This is a genomic window from Streptomyces sp. NPDC059785 (assembly GCF_042732375.1).
GTDB lineage: Bacteria > Actinomycetota > Actinomycetes > Streptomycetales > Streptomycetaceae > Streptomyces.
Window position 1 is genome coordinate 36,148 of the sequence record NZ_JBHWHV010000014.1, and the last position, 18,755, is coordinate 54,902.

Annotated in this window: 15 protein-coding genes and 1 pseudogene; 3 read left to right on the forward strand and 13 right to left on the reverse strand. The window is 71.6% G+C overall.

The window, feature by feature from the left end; genetic code table 11:
- Positions 1 to 35 precede the first annotated feature (35 nt).
- The 7 genes from ACFV6E_RS13415 to ACFV6E_RS13445 form a co-directional block, all read right to left on the reverse strand.
- On the reverse strand, positions 36 to 1,136 hold the full coding sequence (locus tag ACFV6E_RS13415; RefSeq protein ID WP_385461363.1) for a peptidase C39 family protein: 1,101 nt from the start codon (positions 1,134 to 1,136) through the stop codon (positions 36 to 38).
- The gene (locus ACFV6E_RS13420; protein WP_385461366.1) at positions 1,133 to 3,259 is read right to left on the reverse strand and encodes an iron ABC transporter permease; all 2,127 of its coding nucleotides are present in this window, start codon (positions 3,257 to 3,259) and stop codon (positions 1,133 to 1,135) included. Before ACFV6E_RS13420 ends, ACFV6E_RS13415 begins: the two co-directional genes overlap by 4 nt.
- 14 nt (positions 3,260 to 3,273) lie before the next feature.
- Positions 3,274 to 4,338 (reverse strand): ABC transporter substrate-binding protein, encoded by a 1,065-nt coding sequence (locus ACFV6E_RS13425; protein ID WP_385163075.1) that lies wholly within the window; start codon positions 4,336 to 4,338, stop codon positions 3,274 to 3,276.
- 70 nt (positions 4,339 to 4,408) lie between these two features.
- On the reverse strand, positions 4,409 to 5,344 hold the full coding sequence (locus tag ACFV6E_RS13430) for an ABC transporter ATP-binding protein (RefSeq protein ID WP_385461369.1): 936 nt from the start codon (positions 5,342 to 5,344) through the stop codon (positions 4,409 to 4,411).
- Between the two features lie 165 nt (positions 5,345 to 5,509).
- A complete protein-coding gene (locus tag ACFV6E_RS13435; protein WP_385461372.1) occupies positions 5,510 to 6,382 on the reverse strand; it encodes a helix-turn-helix domain-containing protein in 873 nt (290 codons plus the stop codon).
- 68 nt (positions 6,383 to 6,450) lie between these two features.
- Positions 6,451 to 6,813 (reverse strand): hypothetical protein, encoded by a 363-nt coding sequence (locus ACFV6E_RS13440; protein WP_385163070.1) that lies wholly within the window; start codon positions 6,811 to 6,813, stop codon positions 6,451 to 6,453.
- A 13-nt stretch (positions 6,814 to 6,826) separates the two neighbouring features.
- Positions 6,827 to 11,464 (reverse strand): DUF6531 domain-containing protein, encoded by a 4,638-nt coding sequence (locus ACFV6E_RS13445; RefSeq protein WP_385461375.1) that lies wholly within the window; start codon positions 11,462 to 11,464, stop codon positions 6,827 to 6,829.
- A 292-nt stretch (positions 11,465 to 11,756) separates the two neighbouring features.
- Here ACFV6E_RS13445 and ACFV6E_RS13450 point away from each other — a divergent pair.
- Positions 11,757 to 12,074, forward strand: a pseudogene (locus ACFV6E_RS13450) (DUF4265 domain-containing protein); the annotation flags it as partial.
- A 43-nt stretch (positions 12,075 to 12,117) separates the two neighbouring features.
- On the opposite strand, the gene ACFV6E_RS13455 reads toward ACFV6E_RS13450, so the two are convergent.
- Both ACFV6E_RS13455 and ACFV6E_RS13460 read right to left on the reverse strand, forming a co-directional pair.
- On the reverse strand, positions 12,118 to 12,738 hold the full coding sequence (locus tag ACFV6E_RS13455; RefSeq protein WP_385163066.1) for a hypothetical protein: 621 nt from the start codon (positions 12,736 to 12,738) through the stop codon (positions 12,118 to 12,120).
- Positions 12,735 to 13,163 (reverse strand): hypothetical protein, encoded by a 429-nt coding sequence (locus ACFV6E_RS13460; RefSeq protein WP_385163064.1) that lies wholly within the window; start codon positions 13,161 to 13,163, stop codon positions 12,735 to 12,737. Before ACFV6E_RS13460 ends, ACFV6E_RS13455 begins: the two co-directional genes overlap by 4 nt.
- 120 nt (positions 13,164 to 13,283) lie before the next feature.
- On the opposite strand from ACFV6E_RS13460, the gene ACFV6E_RS13465 reads away from it, so the two are divergent.
- Positions 13,284 to 13,943 carry a hypothetical protein gene (locus ACFV6E_RS13465; protein WP_385163063.1) on the forward strand — a complete coding sequence of 220 codons (660 nt, stop codon included), beginning with the start codon at positions 13,284 to 13,286 and terminating at the stop codon, positions 13,941 to 13,943.
- Positions 13,944 to 13,961: 18 nt separating this feature from the next.
- Here ACFV6E_RS13465 and ACFV6E_RS13470 read toward each other — a convergent pair whose 3' ends face one another.
- The 3 genes from ACFV6E_RS13470 to ACFV6E_RS13480 form a co-directional block, all read right to left on the reverse strand.
- A complete protein-coding gene (locus ACFV6E_RS13470) occupies positions 13,962 to 14,297 on the reverse strand; it encodes a hypothetical protein (protein WP_385163061.1) in 336 nt (111 codons plus the stop codon).
- Between the two features lie 105 nt (positions 14,298 to 14,402).
- On the reverse strand, positions 14,403 to 14,891 hold the full coding sequence (locus ACFV6E_RS13475) for a hypothetical protein (protein ID WP_385163059.1): 489 nt from the start codon (positions 14,889 to 14,891) through the stop codon (positions 14,403 to 14,405).
- On the reverse strand, positions 14,876 to 15,655 hold the full coding sequence (locus tag ACFV6E_RS13480) for an RNA polymerase sigma factor (protein WP_385163057.1): 780 nt from the start codon (positions 15,653 to 15,655) through the stop codon (positions 14,876 to 14,878). The genes ACFV6E_RS13475 and ACFV6E_RS13480 overlap by 16 nt, the downstream gene beginning before the upstream one ends.
- A gap of 723 nt (positions 15,656 to 16,378) precedes the next feature.
- On the opposite strand from ACFV6E_RS13480, the gene ACFV6E_RS13485 reads away from it, so the two are divergent.
- Positions 16,379 to 16,633 carry an Atu4866 domain-containing protein gene (locus tag ACFV6E_RS13485; protein WP_385163055.1) on the forward strand — a complete coding sequence of 85 codons (255 nt, stop codon included), beginning with the start codon at positions 16,379 to 16,381 and terminating at the stop codon, positions 16,631 to 16,633.
- A 72-nt stretch (positions 16,634 to 16,705) separates the two neighbouring features.
- Here ACFV6E_RS13485 and ACFV6E_RS13490 read toward each other — a convergent pair whose 3' ends face one another.
- On the reverse strand, positions 16,706 to 18,739 hold the full coding sequence (locus ACFV6E_RS13490; RefSeq protein WP_385163053.1) for an MFS transporter: 2,034 nt from the start codon (positions 18,737 to 18,739) through the stop codon (positions 16,706 to 16,708).
- Positions 18,740 to 18,755 lie beyond the last annotated feature (16 nt).

Consider the following 18,755-nt stretch of genomic DNA (forward strand, 5'->3'; position numbering starts at 1 on the left):
ACAGCTCCGCTCGCCGAACGCGAGAGAACGTCAACTCACCTTCCCTGGAGCCCCGTTGAGATCGCATCGGGACGGCCGATGGTCACGGCGCCCCGGAAGCGGTCCGGCGAGAGGGCCGACATGATGTCGAGCGACGCGTCGGACACGGGCAGCAGGTGGGCGTCGACCCAGGTGTCCCCAGCGACCGTGTGGGCCCACGGGTCCTCGATCACGACGGCGCCGGGCACGGTGCCGTGGCAGAGCACCCAGTGCGGTACGTCGAACCCCTGCATCCGGGCGAGCGACAGCAGGAGCAGCACATGTTCGCGCCGGTCGAGCGCGCCGCGCAGCGCGGTCAGGGAGAGGTGGCCGGGGTCGACCGGGACACCGATCCGTGCGGCGTCGTCGCGTGACGTGCGCTGCAACAGGGCACGCCACTCCTGCTCGCTCTGCGGGTAGTGGTCGAGGAGGACGGGGCGGTCCGTGTCGAGGTGGACCGTGACGGGGGACGACGGCCACGCCCGGCGCACGGCGACGCCGAGGCCGACGGGCTCGCACGCGGGGAAGTTGGTCGCGTCGCGCCACAGCGTCAGTTCCGCCCGGCGGTCGAGCTCCCGGTGCGGCAGCGTTCCCGCGTGCGCCTGCGCGACCAGGGCGGTGACGGCGCCGCACGTGAAGGTCGTGCTCTGCCCGTAGTACGGCGGCTCGGTGCCCGCGCCCTCGCACAGCCAGCGCACATAGCCCTTACCGGGCCCGTCCGCGTCCTGAGCCGTGGCGAGCGGCGCACGCAGCGGCGTGAATCCGGCGTCGGCGGCGACCCGAGGACTCGCCGTCCAGCCTTCCCACTTGACCTGCACGAGCCCTTGGCCGCGCGCGTGGGCGACGACGGCCCGGACAGCCGCCGGTACGTCCCCGACGGCGTCGACGATCTTGAGGTAGGCCGTGTCCGGGCGCGCCGTCACGAGCGCGGCGGCGGCCCACTCCGCGCCGTCCGCGGACGGAACGGCCACGAGGCGCGGAGCGTGGGCGGAGCGGTCGACCGTGCGCCAGCGCTCCGGCACCTCATGGCGTCCGAGCCGCCTCAGCAGGGCCGCCGACGTGCCGGACTCGAACGGGACGACGACGGCACCCTCGGCGGGGCGCGGGTCCGGCCTCATGCGCGGGACCGCCGGAGCACCCACACGAAGTACGGGGCACCGACCAGGGCGATCATGAGGCCGGCCGGCACCTGGGAGGGTGCGACGACCGTACGGCCGACGGCGTCGGCCACGCACACCAGCACACCGCCGAGCAGCATCGCGACCGGGATCGCGCGGCCGTGCCGGGCGCCCACCAGCGACCGGGCGAGATGCGGGGCGACGAGCCCCACGAACCCGACGACGCCGATGGCGACCACGCTGAGCGCCGCGAGCACCGCGGCGACCGTCAGCGCGGCGAAGCGCACGCGCACCGGCCTGACGCCGACGATGCGCGGGGTGTCCTCGTCGACGGCGAGCAGGTCGAGCCGGTCCCGCATGGCGAGCAGCACGGGCAGCGCCAGCGCCAGGGCCACCGCGACCGGTACGACGTCGGGCAGCGTGCGCCCGTAGGTCGTCCCCGAGAGCCAGGTGAAGATCCGTGGTGTGTCGTACGGGTCGGCGCGCAGCAGCAGGAAGGTGGTGACGGCGCTGAGGCCGTAACCGCAGCCGATGCCGATCAGGACGAACCGGTCGGGCAGGAATCCACCGCGCCAGGACAGCAGGGCGATCAGCGCGAACGTGGCGAGCCCCGCCGCGACCGCGACCGTGACGAGCACCGTCTGTCCGCCGGTCACTCCCGACGTGGCGACGGCCCCCGCGCCCAGTCCGGCGCCCGCCGTGATGCCGAGCACCCCGGGTTCCGCCAGCGGGTTGCGCACCGAGCTCTGGACGACACAGCCGGCCAGCCCGAGCGCCGCCCCGGCCAGGACCGCGGCGATCACGCGCGGCACCCGGTCGTCGAGCGCCTGCCCGATCAGGAGCGGAGCGGTGCCCTTGGCCCACAGGACGAGGTCTCCGGTCCGCAGCCACAGGCTGCCCGCCAGCAGAGCCACCAGGGCCGCCCCGGCGAGGAGCGCGACCGCGCCGAGCACGACGAGGAGGAACGCGCGGCGCGACCGTACGGCGACCCGCGCGTGCGGGGGCTGCCGGAGCCCGCCCGTGTCACGGAGGCGGAGCGCGAGGACCACGATCACGACGGAGCCGAGCAGCGCGGTCGGTACGCCGGTGGGAATGGCGGCGGCCCCGTCCGCGCCCTGCACCGCGCGCAGCGTCGCGTCCGCGAGCAGGATGAGCAGCGCGCCGAGCAACCCGGCCGCGGGCACCAGGAGGAGGTGCCGGCGAAGCGCCCGGACCCGCCCCGCGACGAGGCGGGCCAGGACGGGGGCGCCGAGCCCGACGAAGGCGATCGGCCCCGCGAGGGTCACCGCCGTACTGGTCAGAAGCACCGCGCAGAGCACGGCGATGACACGGGTGGACCGGATCGGCACACCCAGGGTGGACGCGGCGTCGTCGCCGAGGTGCATCACGTCCAGCCTGCGCGACAGCGCCAGGGCCACGCACAGCACCGCGGCCACGAGCGGGACGGCGCGCAGCGACGCGTCGATGTTGAGCTGCGCGAGCGAACCGCTGCCCCAGGCGAAGAGACCGGTCGTGTTCTGCTTGAACAGGATGAGGAACATCCCGCTCGCCGCGTCCAGGGCCATCGCCGTCGCCGATCCGGCGAGGATGAGGCGGGTGCCCGCGGTGCCCGCGGCGCGGCCCGCGAGGAGCAGCACGAGCGCCGCCGCCGCCAGGCCGCCGGCGAAGGCGACGGCGCCCGACGCCCACAGCGGGACGGTGAGACCGAAGGCCGCGACGAGCGTGAGTGTGAAGTACGCCCCGGCCGTGACCGCGAGGGTGTCGGGGGAGGCGAGCGCGTTGTGCGTGACGGACTGGAGCAGCGCACCGGCGGCACCGAGCGCGAAGCCCACCGCCACGCCCGCGAGCAGCCGCGGCAGGCGCGAGCCCGTGATGATCTCACCGACCGGCGCCCCGCCGGTGGTGTCGCGGTGTCCGGCGAGGTAGCGCACCAGGTCGCCGACGCCGACGCCCGATGTCCCCTGCGTCAGGTGCCACATGCCCACCAGGACGGTCGCGACGGCCAGGGCCGCCAGGACGGCGACCCCGGAGGGGCCGCCGCCGCGCTCGACGCGCGGCAGCGGCTCCGCTCCGGGCGCGGGTGCCGGGGCCCGCTCCGTGCTGACTTCGTGCTGTGTGCTCACGGTGTGCGGTGCGCTCACTTCTTGTCGAGCACGTCGACGTAGGCGTCGATCGCCTGCTCGCAGGAGCGCGGGCCGCCGGCACCCCACACCCGTGCCGGGAACGAGTGCGCGCGGCCTTCCTTCACGGCCGGGAGGGTCTTCCAGATCGAGTTCTTCTTCAGCGCGGCGACGTACCCGCCGGCCCCTTCGTCGTTGGCGTAGAAGAGGTTGGCGTCACCCACCGCGGTGAGTCCCTCGACGTCGGTCTGCGCGAGGCCGTAGGAGGGGTCGACGCCCCCGTCACCGTGGTCCTTGTTGATGGCGTCGGTCCAGGCGGGGTTCATTCCGAGTTCCTTGCCTATCTCGGTGAACAGGGCGCCGTCGCTGTAGGGGCGGATGGTCAGGTTGCCGCTCTCCAGCCAGCCGTCGAAGAACAGGAAGTCCTTCGTCGGCAGGTCGGCGTCGGTGACCTGCTTCTTCGCCGTCGCGAGGTGCTGGTCGAACTCCTTGAGCACCTGGTTCGCGCGCTCGGTGCGCCCCGTCGCCTTGCCGATCATGCTGAACACGTCCCGCATGTTCCCGATCGGGTCCTTCGGGTCCGCGCCCTTCGTGGCCAGCACGGGGACGCCCCGCTTCTCCAGCTTCTTGATGGTCTCGTCGTCGGGGTCGAAGGCCTCCACGACGATGAGGTCGGGCTTGGCCGCGTAGAGGGTATCGAGGTCGGGCTCCTCACGGGTGCCGATGTCGGTCACCCCGCTGGGCAGCTTCTCCGCGCTGACCCAGGTGGTGTATCCCTTCGGGTCGGCGACCGCGGTGGGGGTGACGCACAGCGTCAGCGCGTCCTCGACCTGCTGCCACTCCAGGACGGCGATCCGCTTGGCGGGCTTGTCGAGCTTGACCTGCCGGCCCACGCCGTCCTTGAAGGAGACGGGCTTCGTCGAAGTGGCCGTGGTGTCCGCGGCGCAGTCCTGCGACGCGGGTGACGCGCTCGCGCTGGTGCCGGCCTCGGCCTTGTCGACGTCGGTCGTGCCGCAGGCCGTTGCGGCGAGGAGGGCGAGCCCCGTGGAGGCTGATGCCGCCAGGCGACGGGCACGGTTCATGGACGTTCCTCTTTCTTGTTTCCTGCAAGTCGTTCTCGGCGCGACGCGGAGAGGCGGCGGATGTGCCGCTTCAGGCGGGGTGCCGCTCGACGGGATCGATGGGGTGCCGCTCGACGGGATCGATGGGGTGCCGCTCGACAGGGTCGATGGGGTGCCGTCCGATCGGGTCGATACGGAGCCGGCCGGTGCGCGGGTCGACGCCGACCTCGACGCGGATGTCGTAGACCTCGGCGATGTTCCGTGCGGTGAGGACGTCGGCGGGTGCGCCCGCCGCGTGGACGCGGCCGGAGCGCATCAGGACGATGGTGTCCGCGACGCGGGACGCCTGGTCGAGGTCGTGGAGCACGACGCCGACCGCGATGCCGTGCTCCTGGACGAGGTCGCGCACCAGGTCGAGGGTCTCGATCTGGTAGCGCAGGTCCAGGTGGTTGGTGGGTTCGTCCAGCAGGACGACGCCGGTGTCCTGGGCCAGGCAGGCCGCGAGCCAGACCCGCTGCATCTCCCCGCCGGAGAGCTCTCCGACCGGCCGGTCCGCCATGTCGCGCACGCCGGTGACGCCCATGGCGTGGTCGATGGCACCGCGGTCCTCGGCGGTCGGTCCGGCGAAGCCGCGCCGGTAGGGGTGGCGTCCGAACGCCACGACCTCCGCGACCGTCAGCCCCTGGGGCGCGGGCCTGGACTGGGAGAACAGCGTGACCTCGCGGGCGAACTGCCGGGCGCTGAGCAGGGCCGCGTCGCGCTCGGCCGGTCCGTCGGGGCCGCCGAGCGTCACCCGGCCGCCGTCCACCCGGTGCAGCCGGGACAGCGCGCGCAGCAGCGTGGACTTCCCGCTGCCGTTCGGCCCCACCAGGGCGGTCGCCCGGCCGGGCGCCAGGGTCAGCGAGACGCCGTGGACGACCGGGCTGCCGCCGTACCGCAGTACCAGGTCGTGCCCGTTGAGGGCGGCCACCGGCGTGGCGGGGTCGGCCACGGGGTGGGCGGCGCGCAGGAAAGGGCTTGTGAACATCGGTGAGTCCGGACGGTCGGAGGGTCAGGAGCCGAGGCAGCCCCTGCGCCCGGCCGTCGTCGCCCGGGCAGCAGACACCCGCGCACACGAAGAGAACCGTTCGCGGCGAGTAACTAAGGGTTGCCTAACTGCGAGAAGAGTATGTTCCGCCCGCCACGTCGGCAATCAGGAGTCCTGGACAGGCGATACGGGATTCCGGACACCCCCGCCGGAGCCGCCAGCGTCGAAGAACGCGCCCGGCGTGGTGCCCATGACCCTGCGGAAGGAGGCGATGAAGGTGCTGGGCTGCGCGTAGCCCAGAGTCTCGGAGACGGCCGTCACATCGAGACCGTCGGCGAGGAGCGCCAGCGCCCGGTGCACCCGCAGCACCTGCCGCCACTGCGCGAAGGACAGACCGGTCGCGTGCCGGAACGCGCGCGTGACCGTGCGGTCGCTGATCCCCAGCCACTGCGCCCACTCCTCCAGCGAGCGGCCGTCGGCGGGATCGTCCAGCAGCGCTTCGGCGATCGCGTCGATCCGCGAGTCACCGGGCAGTTGCAGCGCGAACCGGTGCTCCGACGGCTCGACCACGTCGAACACGACCGACTCCGCCCGCGCCCTGGCCGCCGCGTCGAGATCCGTACGGGACAGATACGTCAGCAGCGACTCCAGCAACGGCGTCATCGCGATCGCCCTCGGCTCCTCGAACGCGAACGGCGCGCGGTCGGGCGCGAAGAACGCCTCGTGGAAGCAGGCGCCCGCCGTCGCCCGGCCCCCGTGCACCACTCCGGCGGGCATCCACAGCCCGTACCCCTCGGACACGGTGAAGATACGGTCCTCGACCCGGGACGTCAGCGTGCCGCCGCGGACCCAGACGAGTTCGTGCAGGGCGTGCGAGTGCGGCGCCCACTCCGTGGGGACGCGGGGGATCTGGAGCCCGGCGATGATGGCGAACGGCGCCGTCATCTGCTCCGCGGGCGGCGGCACCCGCCGCACCACGGTGCCCGCCTCGCGCCGCCACATCCCGGGGCTCACCTCACCACGGGACGATCGCACCATGTGCGGCAGTCTATCCGCGCCGCCCGCACCGGCACCGGGAGCCCCCGGGACCATCGACGGCACCGCGGCTAGCCGTCGTCCACCAGGACGTCCAGGCGCGCGGGCGTGACCCCGGACTCCCGCAGGACGCCGGCGATCAGATCCGGCACGCGCGCGCGTTCCTCCCTCGGCGCGAAGTCGAAGTCCACGGTGATCGTCCAGGGGCCGGGACCGCGGCCGGCCGGCGGGGAGACGTACGACGGCGTCGGGAGGTCGCCGGTGGGCAGCGGCGTGGTGCTGCCCACCTCCCACAAGACCTCCCCGACGCGGCGCAGCGCGGCCCGGACACGGTCGGGCGGGGCGTCGGCGGAGACGGTGATGCTGAGCGTGACGTCCGCGAGGTCGCGCAGCGCCGTGCCGAGCCGTGGGGTCACCTCGACGTCCTGGGGCATGGGTGCGCTCCGATCAGACCGGCACCGGGACCGGCACGGGAATGGGGAGCCCGAACGGGACACCGCCCTGCTCCCACTCGCGCTGTTCCCGGTTGCCCTCGGCCTTGTTCTTCATGTCGTCGTTCAGCCGGTCCTCGTCCTCATGGGCGACGTAGATGTGCCCCTCCGAGTTGCCCAGACCCCAGACGTACACGATGTCCTCGCTCCACGGCCAGCGCAGCCCGGTGATGACGTCGACCGAGTCGGCCCAGTCCTGGAGCTCCTTGCTCTTGAAGAGCAGCAGGTCCCGGAAGGCGCCGAAGCGCAGGTACTGGTCGAGCTGCTGCTCGACCGGCCAGTAGGCGGCGCCGTTGTTCCACATCTTGACCTCGAAGATCTGCTCCTCCTCGGTGACGATGTCGATGCGGAAGTACGGCGGCGGGTCGGACGGGGTGCGGGTGCCGACCTCCCAGTCGACGTTCGGGCTGATCGCCCGGGCCCAGCCGAGGTCCTCCCAGGTCTCGTCCCAGAAGCCCTGACGGCGGCCGTTGAGCTCGTACAGGGTCAGCGCGTGGCCCATGCGCTCGCCCCGTCCGCTGTGCCACAGCTCCTTGAGTGCGTCGGGATCCGCGTCGAGCGCGTCCGCCGAGAAGTAGCCCCGGGTGGCCAGGCAGGTGCGGTCCTGGAAGCACTTGCGGTGGGATTCGATGCCGTTGCCGGGGTTCTGGCAGCCGTCGCAGCCGACGGCGGGAAGGGGCGCCCGGAGCACGTTGGCGATCAGCGCGGCGACGCCCTGGAGGACGGAGGGCCAGGTGCCCTGCGGGTCGACCCGGTTCAGCGGGTCGTTGTGCGCGTACGCGTAGGGATGGTTGGCCAGGCTGCTCTTGCCCAGGACGGAGAGCGGGTCGCGGGTGGTGAAGCGGCCCAGCGCGGTGTCGTAGTGGCGGGCCCGCAGGTTCAGCGACGGGCCGTGACTGAGCTCGCCCCGGTAGCCGAATACCGGGATGCGCGCCGTCGGGTGCGGCTCGGGCAGGACCGGCGTGCCGGGCGCGGCACCGAAGGCGTCGTACACCTCGCTCTGTGCCCACGGTGCGGTCGCGCGGGTGGCGACGGTCGAGCCGAACGCGTCGCGGGCGAAGGTGACCGAGTCGTGGCAGGTGGTGGCGAAGGTGCGGGTGTAGCCGTAGGTGAAGCGGGCGGTGGCCAGGTCACGGCCCAGGGGCGCGGTGTTGGAACTCTGCGGCACCTTCGTGTCGACGTGCTGGTGGAGGATCTGCGGGACGGTGTCGCCGACCGTCCACTGGTAGCAGACCTCGGTGCGGGGCGCGTCGTCGTCACCGGTGCGGCCCGTCCAGCGGACCAGATAGCCGTCGCCGTTGTACGTCATGTCGGCACGCTCGACCGCCCAGGCGCGGCTGGTCGTGGTCCGTGTCGGGTGGTTGAAGCCGTCGTAGGCGATCCTCTGCCTGACCTCTTTGTCGTCCGCGCTGGTCAGGCGTCCGGCTCCGTCGTAGCCGTAGCGGATCCGCCGTCCGGCGGACTCGATGGCGACCAGCTGGTCGGCGGCGTCGTAGAGATAGCGCGTGGCCCTGCCGCCGGTGACGGTCATGGTGCGGTTGCCGGCGAGGTCGTAGCCGATGTCGGTGGCGACCGTGGTCCCCGCGCGCGTGAGGTGCGCGGCGACGAGCTGTCCGGCGGGGTCGTAGGCGTAGTCCCGTACGGCGGTGCCGTCGTCGTGCCGGGTGACGCGGCCCTCGCTGTCGCGGTCGAAGGTGACGTGGGTGGCCACGACGTTCTCCCGCAACTCGGTGAAGCCGGTGAGGAGGCCGCCGTCGTAGCCGTAGCGGCGGGCCCAGCCGCCCGGGAGCTGCTCGGTGACGAGCCGGCCGTCCGGGTCGACCGCGTAGACCGCCTCCCCGGCCTCGGAGTCCTTCAGGGAGATCAGCCGGCCGGCCAGGTCGTACCGGTAGGCGACGGACGCGTCGTCGGGGTAGGTCAGCTTCCGCAGCTGCCCCGCCGCGTCGTACTCCCAGGTGTAGGTGGAGTCGCCCGGCCAAGTGGCGCTGACCAGACGGCCGTTGGCGTCGTAGGCGTAGTGCGTGGTGCCCGTGGAGTCCGTCATCGCGGTGCGGCGGCCCGCGCCGTCGTAGGCGTACGTCACCTCGTCGCCGTCGTCCGTCCAGCGCCGGACGAGCCGGCCGGCGTCGTCGTAGGCGAAGCGGACCACGTCCCCCGCGGGGTTGCGGATCGATGCCACGCGGCCCTGGTCGTCGTAGCGGCGCCGTGTGGTGCGGCCCAGCGGGTCGGTGATGGTGGTGCGGCGCCCGGCCTTGTCGTGGCCGTAGACGGTGGAGACGCCCTTGACGTCGGTGACCTCGGTGAGGCGGCCCGCCTTGTCGTAGGTGTAGGTCGTCACTCCGCCGCGCGGATCGGTGACCTCGGTGAGGGCGCCGCGCTTGTCGTAGGCGTACGACGTCGTCGCACCGGAGGGCCTGATGATCCGCGTGCGGCGCCCGTTGCGGTCGTAGCGGAACCGGGTGATCCAGCCGCGCGGGTCGGTGACGGTGTCCACGCGTCCGTCGCGGTAGGTGAACCGCGTCGTGAGCCCGGCCGGAGTGGTGCGGGCGACGACCCGGCCCAGGCCGTCGCGGACCAGGTGGGTGCGCCCGCCCTCGGGGTCGATGACCGTGGCCAGTCGGCCGTTGCCGTCGTAGCGGTAGACGGTGCGCCGCCCCAGCGGGTCGACGGACGCCGCCGTACGGCCCTCCGCGTCCAGGATGGTGGTGCGGCGGGCGCCGTCGGGCGCGGTGTGGGTGATCGTGCGGGCGGTGGGGTCGAAGGCGGTCGCCCAGTGGGCTCCGGCGGCGTCGACCCGCTCGGTCAGCCGGTCCGCCTCGTCGTAGGTGAACTGGTTGGTGGCGCCGCCGGGGAGGGTGACGGAGGTCTGGTTCCCGCGGGCGTCGAAGGTCATCGCCGTGGTGCCTTCGGGCGCGTGGACCGCCGTCTGGTTGCCCGCGGCGTCGTACTCGTAGGTGGTGACGCCCGCGTCCGGTTCCGCGACCCGCTCCAGGCGGCCCACGGCGTCGAAGCGGGTCTCGGTGCGGGAGCCGTCGGGCCGGATCAGTACGGCCGGGCGGCCGGAGTCGTCGTACTCGTACCGGGTGACCAGACCCTGCCGGTCGGTACGGCTCTTGAGGCGTCCGCCCGCGTCGTACGCGAAGACGGTCGCGGCGCCCTCGGGATCGGTGTACTCCAGGAGCCTGCCGGTGGCCGAATACGTTCGGGTCACCGTGACGCCCCCGGGGTCGGTCAGCGCGACCGGCCGGCCCGCGGCGTCGTAGGTGATCGTGTTCGTCTCGTCCGTGGGGCCCGTGACGGCGGTGCGGCGGCCGGCGTCGTCGTAGGTGTAGCGGGTGCGCTGCCCCGTGGCGTCGACGGTCTCGACCAGATTGCGGCGCTCGTCGTAGTCGTAGCGGGTCGTGGCACCGTCGGCTCCGGTACGGGAGACCACGAGGCCGTCCTCGACATCGAACCGGGTCACGGAACCGTCGGGACCGGTGACACGCGAGGGGACACGCTCGTCGCCGTCGTAGTCGTACGACGTCACCTCCCCCGTCGGGGAGACGGCCTCGCGCACACGGCGCTCGTCGTCGTACGTGTAGCGGGCGGTGGCGCCGCTGTCGGTGGCCTCGACAAGGTTCCCGTCCTCGTCGTAGACGCGCTCCAGAACGGTGCCGCCGGGGAGTTCGGCGGCGGTGAGCAGGCCGTCGGGGCCGTACTCCATGGTGCTCGACCGGCCCAGCGCGTCCGTCACCTGGACCGGGCGGGCGTCCTCGTTGTGCGTGTACACGGACCGGGCGCCGGAGGGTTCGTGGGTGACGGTGGTGCGGCCGTGGTCGGGGTCGTAGCCGAAGCGGAGCGCGCCCGCGCCGGGGGTCTCCTGACGGGCCACCCGGCCCTCGTCGTCGTACTCGTTGACGACCTCCACAACGTCGTCGCCGTCGGTCACGCGCACGATCCGGGACTCGGAGTCACCGTCGTAGCCGATGGCGGCCCCGCCCGGGAGCGTGGCCCGGCTCAGGGCGTCGCCGTCGTACGTGTAGCCGACCGTGCGGCCGTCGTCGGTGTGCACGGCGACGATGCGGCCGTGGACGTCGTAGTCGAGGGAGAGCGAGCGGCCCGCGGAGTGCTCGACGCGGGTCAGCCGGCCGTCCTCGTGGCGCAGGGTGGCGGTACGGCCCTCGGCGGCGATCTCCGTCCAGTCGCCGGAGTTGTCGAAGGTCCATGTCTGCCCGTTGAAGAAGCGCAGCTCGTACTGGTTCCCGGGCGCGGTGTACAGGTCGGCGGCGAGGTCCTGCGGGCGCTCGAAGGTGTCGTCCGCGCGTCTGCGGAAGGTCAGAATCCGCCCGCACGTGCCGTGCAGCAGGACACGGTCCGGGGCCGGGAACTCCAGCCGGGCGCCGTGGGAATGGGTCCAGCCGGGGCCGAGCCCGCTGTTCCCGGTCTTGCGCGCGTTGTACGTGCGGCGCCAGGCCACCAGCGGATCCGCCATCGGAAGGTCGGTCTCCGCCCTGACGAAATTGCCGGTGGCGGTATGGACCGAGGCCCCTGCGTACGCGTATCCCGGCTGCTCGCCGAAGAGTTCGCCCTCGTCGCGGGTGTAGACCGTCACGGTGGTGCACCTCATTCCCCGTCGTGCTGTGCCGTGCCGTGCTGTGCGTGCCGTTCTGCTGCGGTCGGCAACCACGCTTGCACAGGGGGCGGGCGGGCTTGACGACGAGAATCGGTCAGGATGGGGGGAGGGGGTGACGAGGGAGGGGCGGGACGGTAGGGGGAGGGCGAGGAGGCCGTGCCGGAACCGCTACCGCGGAGGTCGGTCCCAAGGCCGGGCCTTGAACGCGTGCAGGCCGGCGACGGCGAGGCACTGCTCCGCGTCGTACGCCTCGAAGGTGCCGACGCGCTGGATCGTGCGGTTCCGGACGGACCCCGACGACGGGCTGCACTGGGCGGCCGGGCGGGTCAGCTCCGCCGGCAATTGCACGATCCGAGTGCTGCCCATCCCCTCCGGCCCGCTGGGCCGCAGCCCTCAGGCGGTGCATCAGCGCCTTTCGGAGTTCCACCTCGGCGGCGAAGTCTTCAGCAAGGACTTCCACCTGGTGGCCGTCACCGCACCGGCCGGCGCGGATTTCACCGGCATCAAGGCACTGCTGAACCAGGGGCAGGAAGAGGGCTGGTGGCACTGTGAAGTCGGCTGCGGGACCGACGAGTGGTGGGCGGCGTGAGCGGCCGTGTCCCTGCCTGAACCCCGCTGCACACTTACTGTGCTCAGCGCGGATCAGGCTCCTGGTACGGACCGCCCCGGAAGAGCATGCTGCCGTGATGGCGTGGGCGGTCGGCGCGTTCGTGGGCCGCGTCGGAGCGGTCCGCGGGGGCCGGGAGCCGGGCGAGGGAGCGGAGGGTCGCCAGGCCGGCCAGTACCTCGTCACGGTTCTTGGCGGACTTCATCCAGGCCGGCAGCCGGGCGAACATCGCCATCGTCGGAGAGGCGCGGCGCTCGCGCAGCCGGGAGCCGGTGTAGGCGGCGAGGGCGTCGACATGCTCCTCGTTGTAGGCCCACAGGATCCGTCCCGCACAGCGGGTCTGGAGCCAGAGCGGACGCCGGAAGAAGGGATCCTCGGTGCCGCCCGGCACCGCGCCGACCAGGCCGGTGCCCCGCTCCTCGGCCGTCCAGTCGGCGACGGCACCGCACGCCGCGCAGGCGAGGCGGCGGGGCTGGAAAAGCAGTTCGCTGACGTACTTCGGCGCCGCGAGCCCGGGCAGGGGCACGACGACCGCGCGGCCGCCGCACGCCGGACAGACCACGAACACCCGGTCCGTGAACCGGACGAGCCACGTGCCGTGGTCGCGGTGCCGGCCTGGTACGGACGGCGCGGGTTCGGAACTCATGACCGACAGACTGTCAGGCCCGACCGCGTCCGGCGACCGGGATACGGCGCGGAGCCACACCCCGGCCACCGGGACGGGGCAGCACGCAACGCCCGCTCATGGCCCGCTGTTTCCACGGCTGGGCTGTCGCCGGAGCGGGTCAGTCGACTTGCGCACTTTGCCGTGCGAGTCGATGTGGCGCAGCGTCTCGACGTGTGAGTACGGAGGCTTGGGCGGCATCTGGGTGGACACTGTCGGGCCAGGCGGGAGTCCTCCGGGTACATGCGCGCGCCGGCGAGCATGGCCAGCGTCCCGCCCAGGCCGTGCCCGGTGAACCACACACTCTGACCGTTACCGCGCAGTTTGGCGCGGGAGGCCTCCACATGGGGCCAGATCGATGTCAGCGCCTCGGTGAAGCCGCCGTGGACGTGACCGGTGCCGCCCATACCGCTTCTGGGCGGCTCGGTGCCTCACAGGCACAGCCACGGCGGTTACTCGGGCGGGCGCAGTGCGTACCACATGCAAGGGTTCCGGGCTAAAGTCCCCCTGACGGAACGGGGGAAGCGGTGGATACCCATCAGCGTGTCGTCCGGCGTAGTGCTCCTTACTCGCGAGCCCTGCTCGCGCTCGCGGCCTTGGCGTGCGGCTTGTTGGCCTACGCTGTCATCTGGTCGAACAACCAGGAGCGACTGCCTCAGTTGCTCGATGTGCAGAGCGCAACCGCCGCATCGCTGGGGGCGATGGGCGCGGTATTCGCCCGGGGCCAGTACGCGCGTGCGGTCAGACCGATGATCGGCTGGGTCGGCCAGGTCGTCGCTGACGCCGCGCCGGGTGAACGCCTCGCCTGGATCTGCTACGTGATCAATGGAGCGCAGGACTCGTGCACCGTGATCGACATCGGCTACCGAGTCACCTTTTTCGACGACGAGGACACCTCGACGCCGGATGACTGGCGGGACATGGACGAGGTCACCGCTGTCATCGTGTCGCACGGGGTCGTCAGGCGCAGGGATTTCCTATTGGCGCGCACGGGCCCCGGTATGCCGCTGATGGGCAGTGGAAGAATGTTCTTGGCGTGGTTCACCGAGACCGCGTTGACCCAGGTACAGGGCTTGTACGTACGGCTCCGCGTGGTCGATCGGGTGGGTGACACGCATGAGCGGGTGCTCGATCTCCTCCTCGGCGCGGAACGCCGTCCGGCGCACCCTGATGTGAGGTTGGGTTGAAGCCGTGAACCCCGCCGGTCATTCGTTCCGGCGGCGGGAGAGGTAGATGGAGTAGCCGACGCCGGTGGCCGCCGCGAACACCCCGGCGAGGGTGGCGTAGACGCCGGCGAACAGCGAGGGGATCGTCAACTGCCAGACGGCGCAGCCGACGGAGCACAGGAACGCGGTGGCCATCGCGTAACAAGTGAGCTTGAGGGCTTGCAGTTGGCGACGGCGCCGACGGGCCTTGACGAACTCGCGTATGCGCTGGTCGACGGTGTCGGAGGCGTCGAGAGCGTCGGTGGGCGGCTTCCTGGAGGACTTCTTGTCGGACGTGGCCGCCGGCTTCTTCGACGGTGTGTTGCTGATGGCCATGGTGAGTCGCCTTGTCGGTCAAGGGCGGCGGGTCATGCGGTACCGGGAGCCGGCGCCGCCGCTCCGGGGTGTCGAGGCCACGGGAGCGGCGGCTCGTTCTCCGGCTCAGTGGCAGAGGACGGTGTCACTGATGGTGGTGGTGCGCGTGTCGTGTTCGACCGAGCACACCGTTGTGTCCTGTCGACGTGTGCGAGGCCGCAGTTCGAGGTCCTGGGCCTTGTGGTCCAGGGGCTTGGGCTGAACGGTCGTGTCGGCCGAGGACGTCCCGTCGGTGGGAGAAGTCCTTGGGGTGTTCAACAGGCCGCTCATGGTGATCAGTTGAGTGATCGCCGAAGCGGTCCAGTGCGGCAGGACGGCCAGGACGTTGCTCCACGCACCGGCATGATCCGGCGCGCCGATGTCGAAGTACCCGGGAGAGTCCCAGGGGGCCTCGCCCGGCCGTCCGCCCGCCGCGCGTCGCTCGATCTCGGCCTCGATGGCTTCGAAGTGCCGGGCGTCGACGTCCTGCCATGCGTCAGGCGAGGCAGGCCGGGCATGGGTGACCGGGTGCTGCTTCGCCAGGTGGCCCAAGGGCCACTTCAGATCGAGTTGCATTGGTCCCGATTCCTCCTTGAGATCTCTTCGTTGAAGAAGCCCGTCGTGAGCTCCTCCACGGAGACGCCGGTTGCCGCCGTCAGCTGTTCCCTGGCCCGCTTCATGAGCTTGCTGCTCTGGCCCTCGCTGATGCCCAGCACCTCAGCGGTCTCCGCGTTCTTCCATCCGCAGAGTTCGATCATGAGGAAGACCGTTCCCTCCCGCTCCGGCAGGTCGTCGACGGCGGCCAGCCAGAGACGGAACTCGTCCTTCCATTCCGGGCAGGCGAACTTGAAGCCGTACAGGACCTGCAAGGACAGGCGATGGACCGAGGAGAAGCCCCTGAGCGCCTCGTAGCGCTGCCGGTCGGCGGCCGCGAGGTTCATGGCGACGTCCATCAGCTGGTTGTACGCGTCACCGCGACCGACTCCGTCGGCGAGCGTCGGCAGCACCTGGGTGAAGGCCTCCGACGTGCAGCGCATGACGTCGCACCTCAGGTCAGGAAAGGCGTCGAAGAGGTCGAATCGCACCAGGGGGAACAGGCAGCGCATCAGCTCGATGCGCTGCCCGCCTATCAGGTGCTCGCTCTCCTGCGCGCTCTCCGTCTTCGCTGCCGCGTCAGCGGCTGTCCCTCCGGCGGCCTCGTCGACCGCCGCGATCTCGGGGGTCGAGGCGGTGACTTCGCCGACCGTTGCGCCGGCCTCGGCGGCCAGGCCGGTGCCGGCCGTGTCCGGGGACGGACTGTCCTCGTCGGGGGAGGAGCAGAGGGGAGCGTTGAAGCTCATCGTTCAATGCCCTTCGGAAATATGACGGCGCTGTGTCAGCGCCTCGGTGCAGGAGCTCGCGAGCTCTGCATCGATGACCTGCATCATCCGACAGGTGGGCCGTGACCCTTTCCTGTGCGTCCGGCATCCCGTCTCGTGACTCTTTACTCACGGGTAGCAACGCAAAGTACCCGTGACTGGGCAGGTCATCGCCCGAGGTGCAGACGATGATGAGTTCACCGAGGGGAAAAGGGCCGCATGGCGCCGCCTGATCCTCCCGGGTGACGCGTCAACGGCCGTTGCTCCCGAGGGTGTTGGCGGTGCCCGTTGCGCTGTCGTGGGTCGACATCGTACAGACGCCCGCACAGGGTCTTTCCAAGTCCTGACATACCCTCGAACGGGGTACAAGGGGTTCGAAAAATGGCCGAAAGTAATCGACTTCGACCGGGCCTGTGTCCGAACGAGCCCGCACCGACCAGCCCTTACGTCAAAGCATGCCTCTCCTGTCGCCCTGCTGACTGATACTCGCCGCATCGAAACGGCGGCCGGCACGGCATCGGCGGGACGGCCGATGCGGTCCCGCGGCGTTCGGCTTCCTTCGGGGTGTAAAGGGGCTCGAAGGGGGTGCGCGGCCTCGCCGAGCGCCCTCCTTGGCGGGCCGTCAGATTCTGGGCAGAGGCGTCAGCTCAGGAAAGCCGTCAACCGGCCGTTGCGCTGCTTCGGCGAGGTGAGCGGCAGGGAGTGGTGGGTGGCTCCCGGAAGCAGTGCCACCTCGCCCTGCGCGAGGATCCGGCGGGCTCGGTCGGCGACCTTGGCGGCGTCATGGGCGCGGCTGCGCTCCGCGAGCAGCGCAGCGTCTGCACCGGCCGGTACACGGTGCGCGGCAGCCACCTGGAGTACGTCGACGACACCGGGTTCATCGCGACGGGAGACATCCGCGACGGCGTCCTCTGCCGCGAGCACCTGGCGCTCTACCGCGAACCTCAACCTCAGGTTTAGCGTTAGGGATGAGGTTGTGACGGTTGCCGACGGTGGTCGGTGCGACCTCTTCCGGCCTCGTCCGGCGCGTCCTCAGGCGGTCGGCGGCGTCGTGGGCATGTCCAGCAGCAGCGCCCGGCGGGCGGAGCCGACGTGATGACGCATCGCCGCGATCGCCGCGTCCGGATTGCGAGTGAGGATGGCGAGGAAGATGACCTGGTGCTCCTCGAGGGACCCGGTCCTCGGATGCGGGGCGGCGAGGTTGCGGTACTGGCGCATCACCAGCGGATAGAGCAGCGTGTCGTACGCCCGGGCCAGCGTGTGCTGGTGCGCGGCATGCTTGATCTGCTGGTGGAAGCGCCGGTTGCCGCGCGAGTAGGCGTCCTGGTCGCCGCGGGCCTGCGCCTGCTCCATCTCCTCCAGGGTCTGCCGCAGCTCGGCGATCTCCTCGTCGGTGGCGCGCTCCGCCGCCTTGCCCGCCAGGGCTGATTCCAGCGTCTCGCGGGCCTCCAGGATGTCCGCCGCCTCCTCGACGGTGAAGCTCCTGGTACGCACTCCGCGATTGACCTCGCTGGTGACGTAGCCCTCCTGGGTCAGGCGGGCCAGCGCGGTGCGCATGGTGCTGCGCGAGACGTTGAACATGCGGGTCAGATCCGCCTCGGTCAGCCGCGTACCGGGCGCCATGCTCCCCGACAGCAGCAGCGTACGAAGTCCTTCGTAGGCCTGGCTGTAACGGGTGCCCGACGCCTTCGCACCGGACTCGACACCGTTGCCGTCGCTGTCCAACTTGACCGCCTTCGCGTTCCGAGAGGATGAGAACCGAGGCGGGAACCATAGCCGACGGTACGACGGACACGCCCCGGGCGCCGGGCCGGCCGACGACAGGATCAGGACGGCCGCTCCGACGCCCGCCGCGGCCAGTCCGCCGACGAGCAGGGCGGTGCGCGCGCCCCAGAGCGCGCCGGCGGTTCCGACGACCGGTGCGCCGATGACCGTGCCGCCCATCCAGCCGATGGACCAGATCGCCATGACCCGCCCGCGCATCTGCGGCGCGGCCCCCACCTGCATCAGCGTCTTGGCCGACGAATTGAACGTGATGGAGCCGACGCCGACGAGGACGAGCAGGACCAGGGCCACCGGCAGGGTGGGCGCCAGGGCCGCGGCACAGATCAGTACGCCCCAGACGACCGCCGAGACCGACAGGGACCTGGTGCTGAGCCGGCGGCGCCGCACCGCCACGAACCCGCCCAGTACCCCGCCCGCGCTCATGAGCGCCGTCGCCGCACCGTAACCGGCCGGGCCCGAGTGGAACGCCGACGTGGTGAGCAGCGGCAGGCTCACCGGGAACTCCCAGGTGAGGATGCCCGTCACGTACACCATGATCGCCGGGTACAGCAGCTCGGGGGTGCGGCGGATGTGGGTGAGGCCGGCGCGGATCTGTCCCCTGGCGCGCACCTCCCGGTCAGCGGGACACATCTCCGCCGTGCGCAGCATGGCCAGGCTGGCGAGCACGGCCAGGAAGGACACGGTGTCCAGGGCGAAGCAGGGGGCCACCCCCAGGGCGGCGATGACGAACCCGGCGACGCCGGGGCCGACGAGCTTCGCCGTGTTGACGAAGGTGGAGTTGATGGCGATGGCGTTGGTCAGGTGTTCCGCGTCGACGAGCTCACCGATCAGCTTCTGGCGCGCGGGGCCGTCGAAGAGGTTGGTCAGGCCGAGCGTCAGCATGATGACGACGAGCAGCGGCAGCGTCACCAGGTGCGCCGCGGACACCACGGTGAGCAGCGCGGCCTGGGCGGCGAAGCAGACCTGGGTGAGGGTGAGCAGTCTGCGGGTGTCGTGGCGGTCCACCACGAGACCGCCCCAGGCGCCGAGCAGCAGGACGGGCAGGTACCGCGCGCCGGTCACGACGCCCAGCATCGTCCCGCTGTGCGTCAGTTCCAGGGTCAGCCAGCCGGCGGCGATGTTCTGCATCCAGTTGCCGACGACGGACGTGGACTGGCCGAGCGTGTAGATGCGGTAGTTCCGGATCCGCAGCGAGGCGAACGCGTCCGGCCGCGGGACACCCCTTGCGGGGACGGCCCGAGCGGGGGAGGGGACGGCCGAACGCGGCCGCGGGTACACCATGACGCTCCGTTTTCCG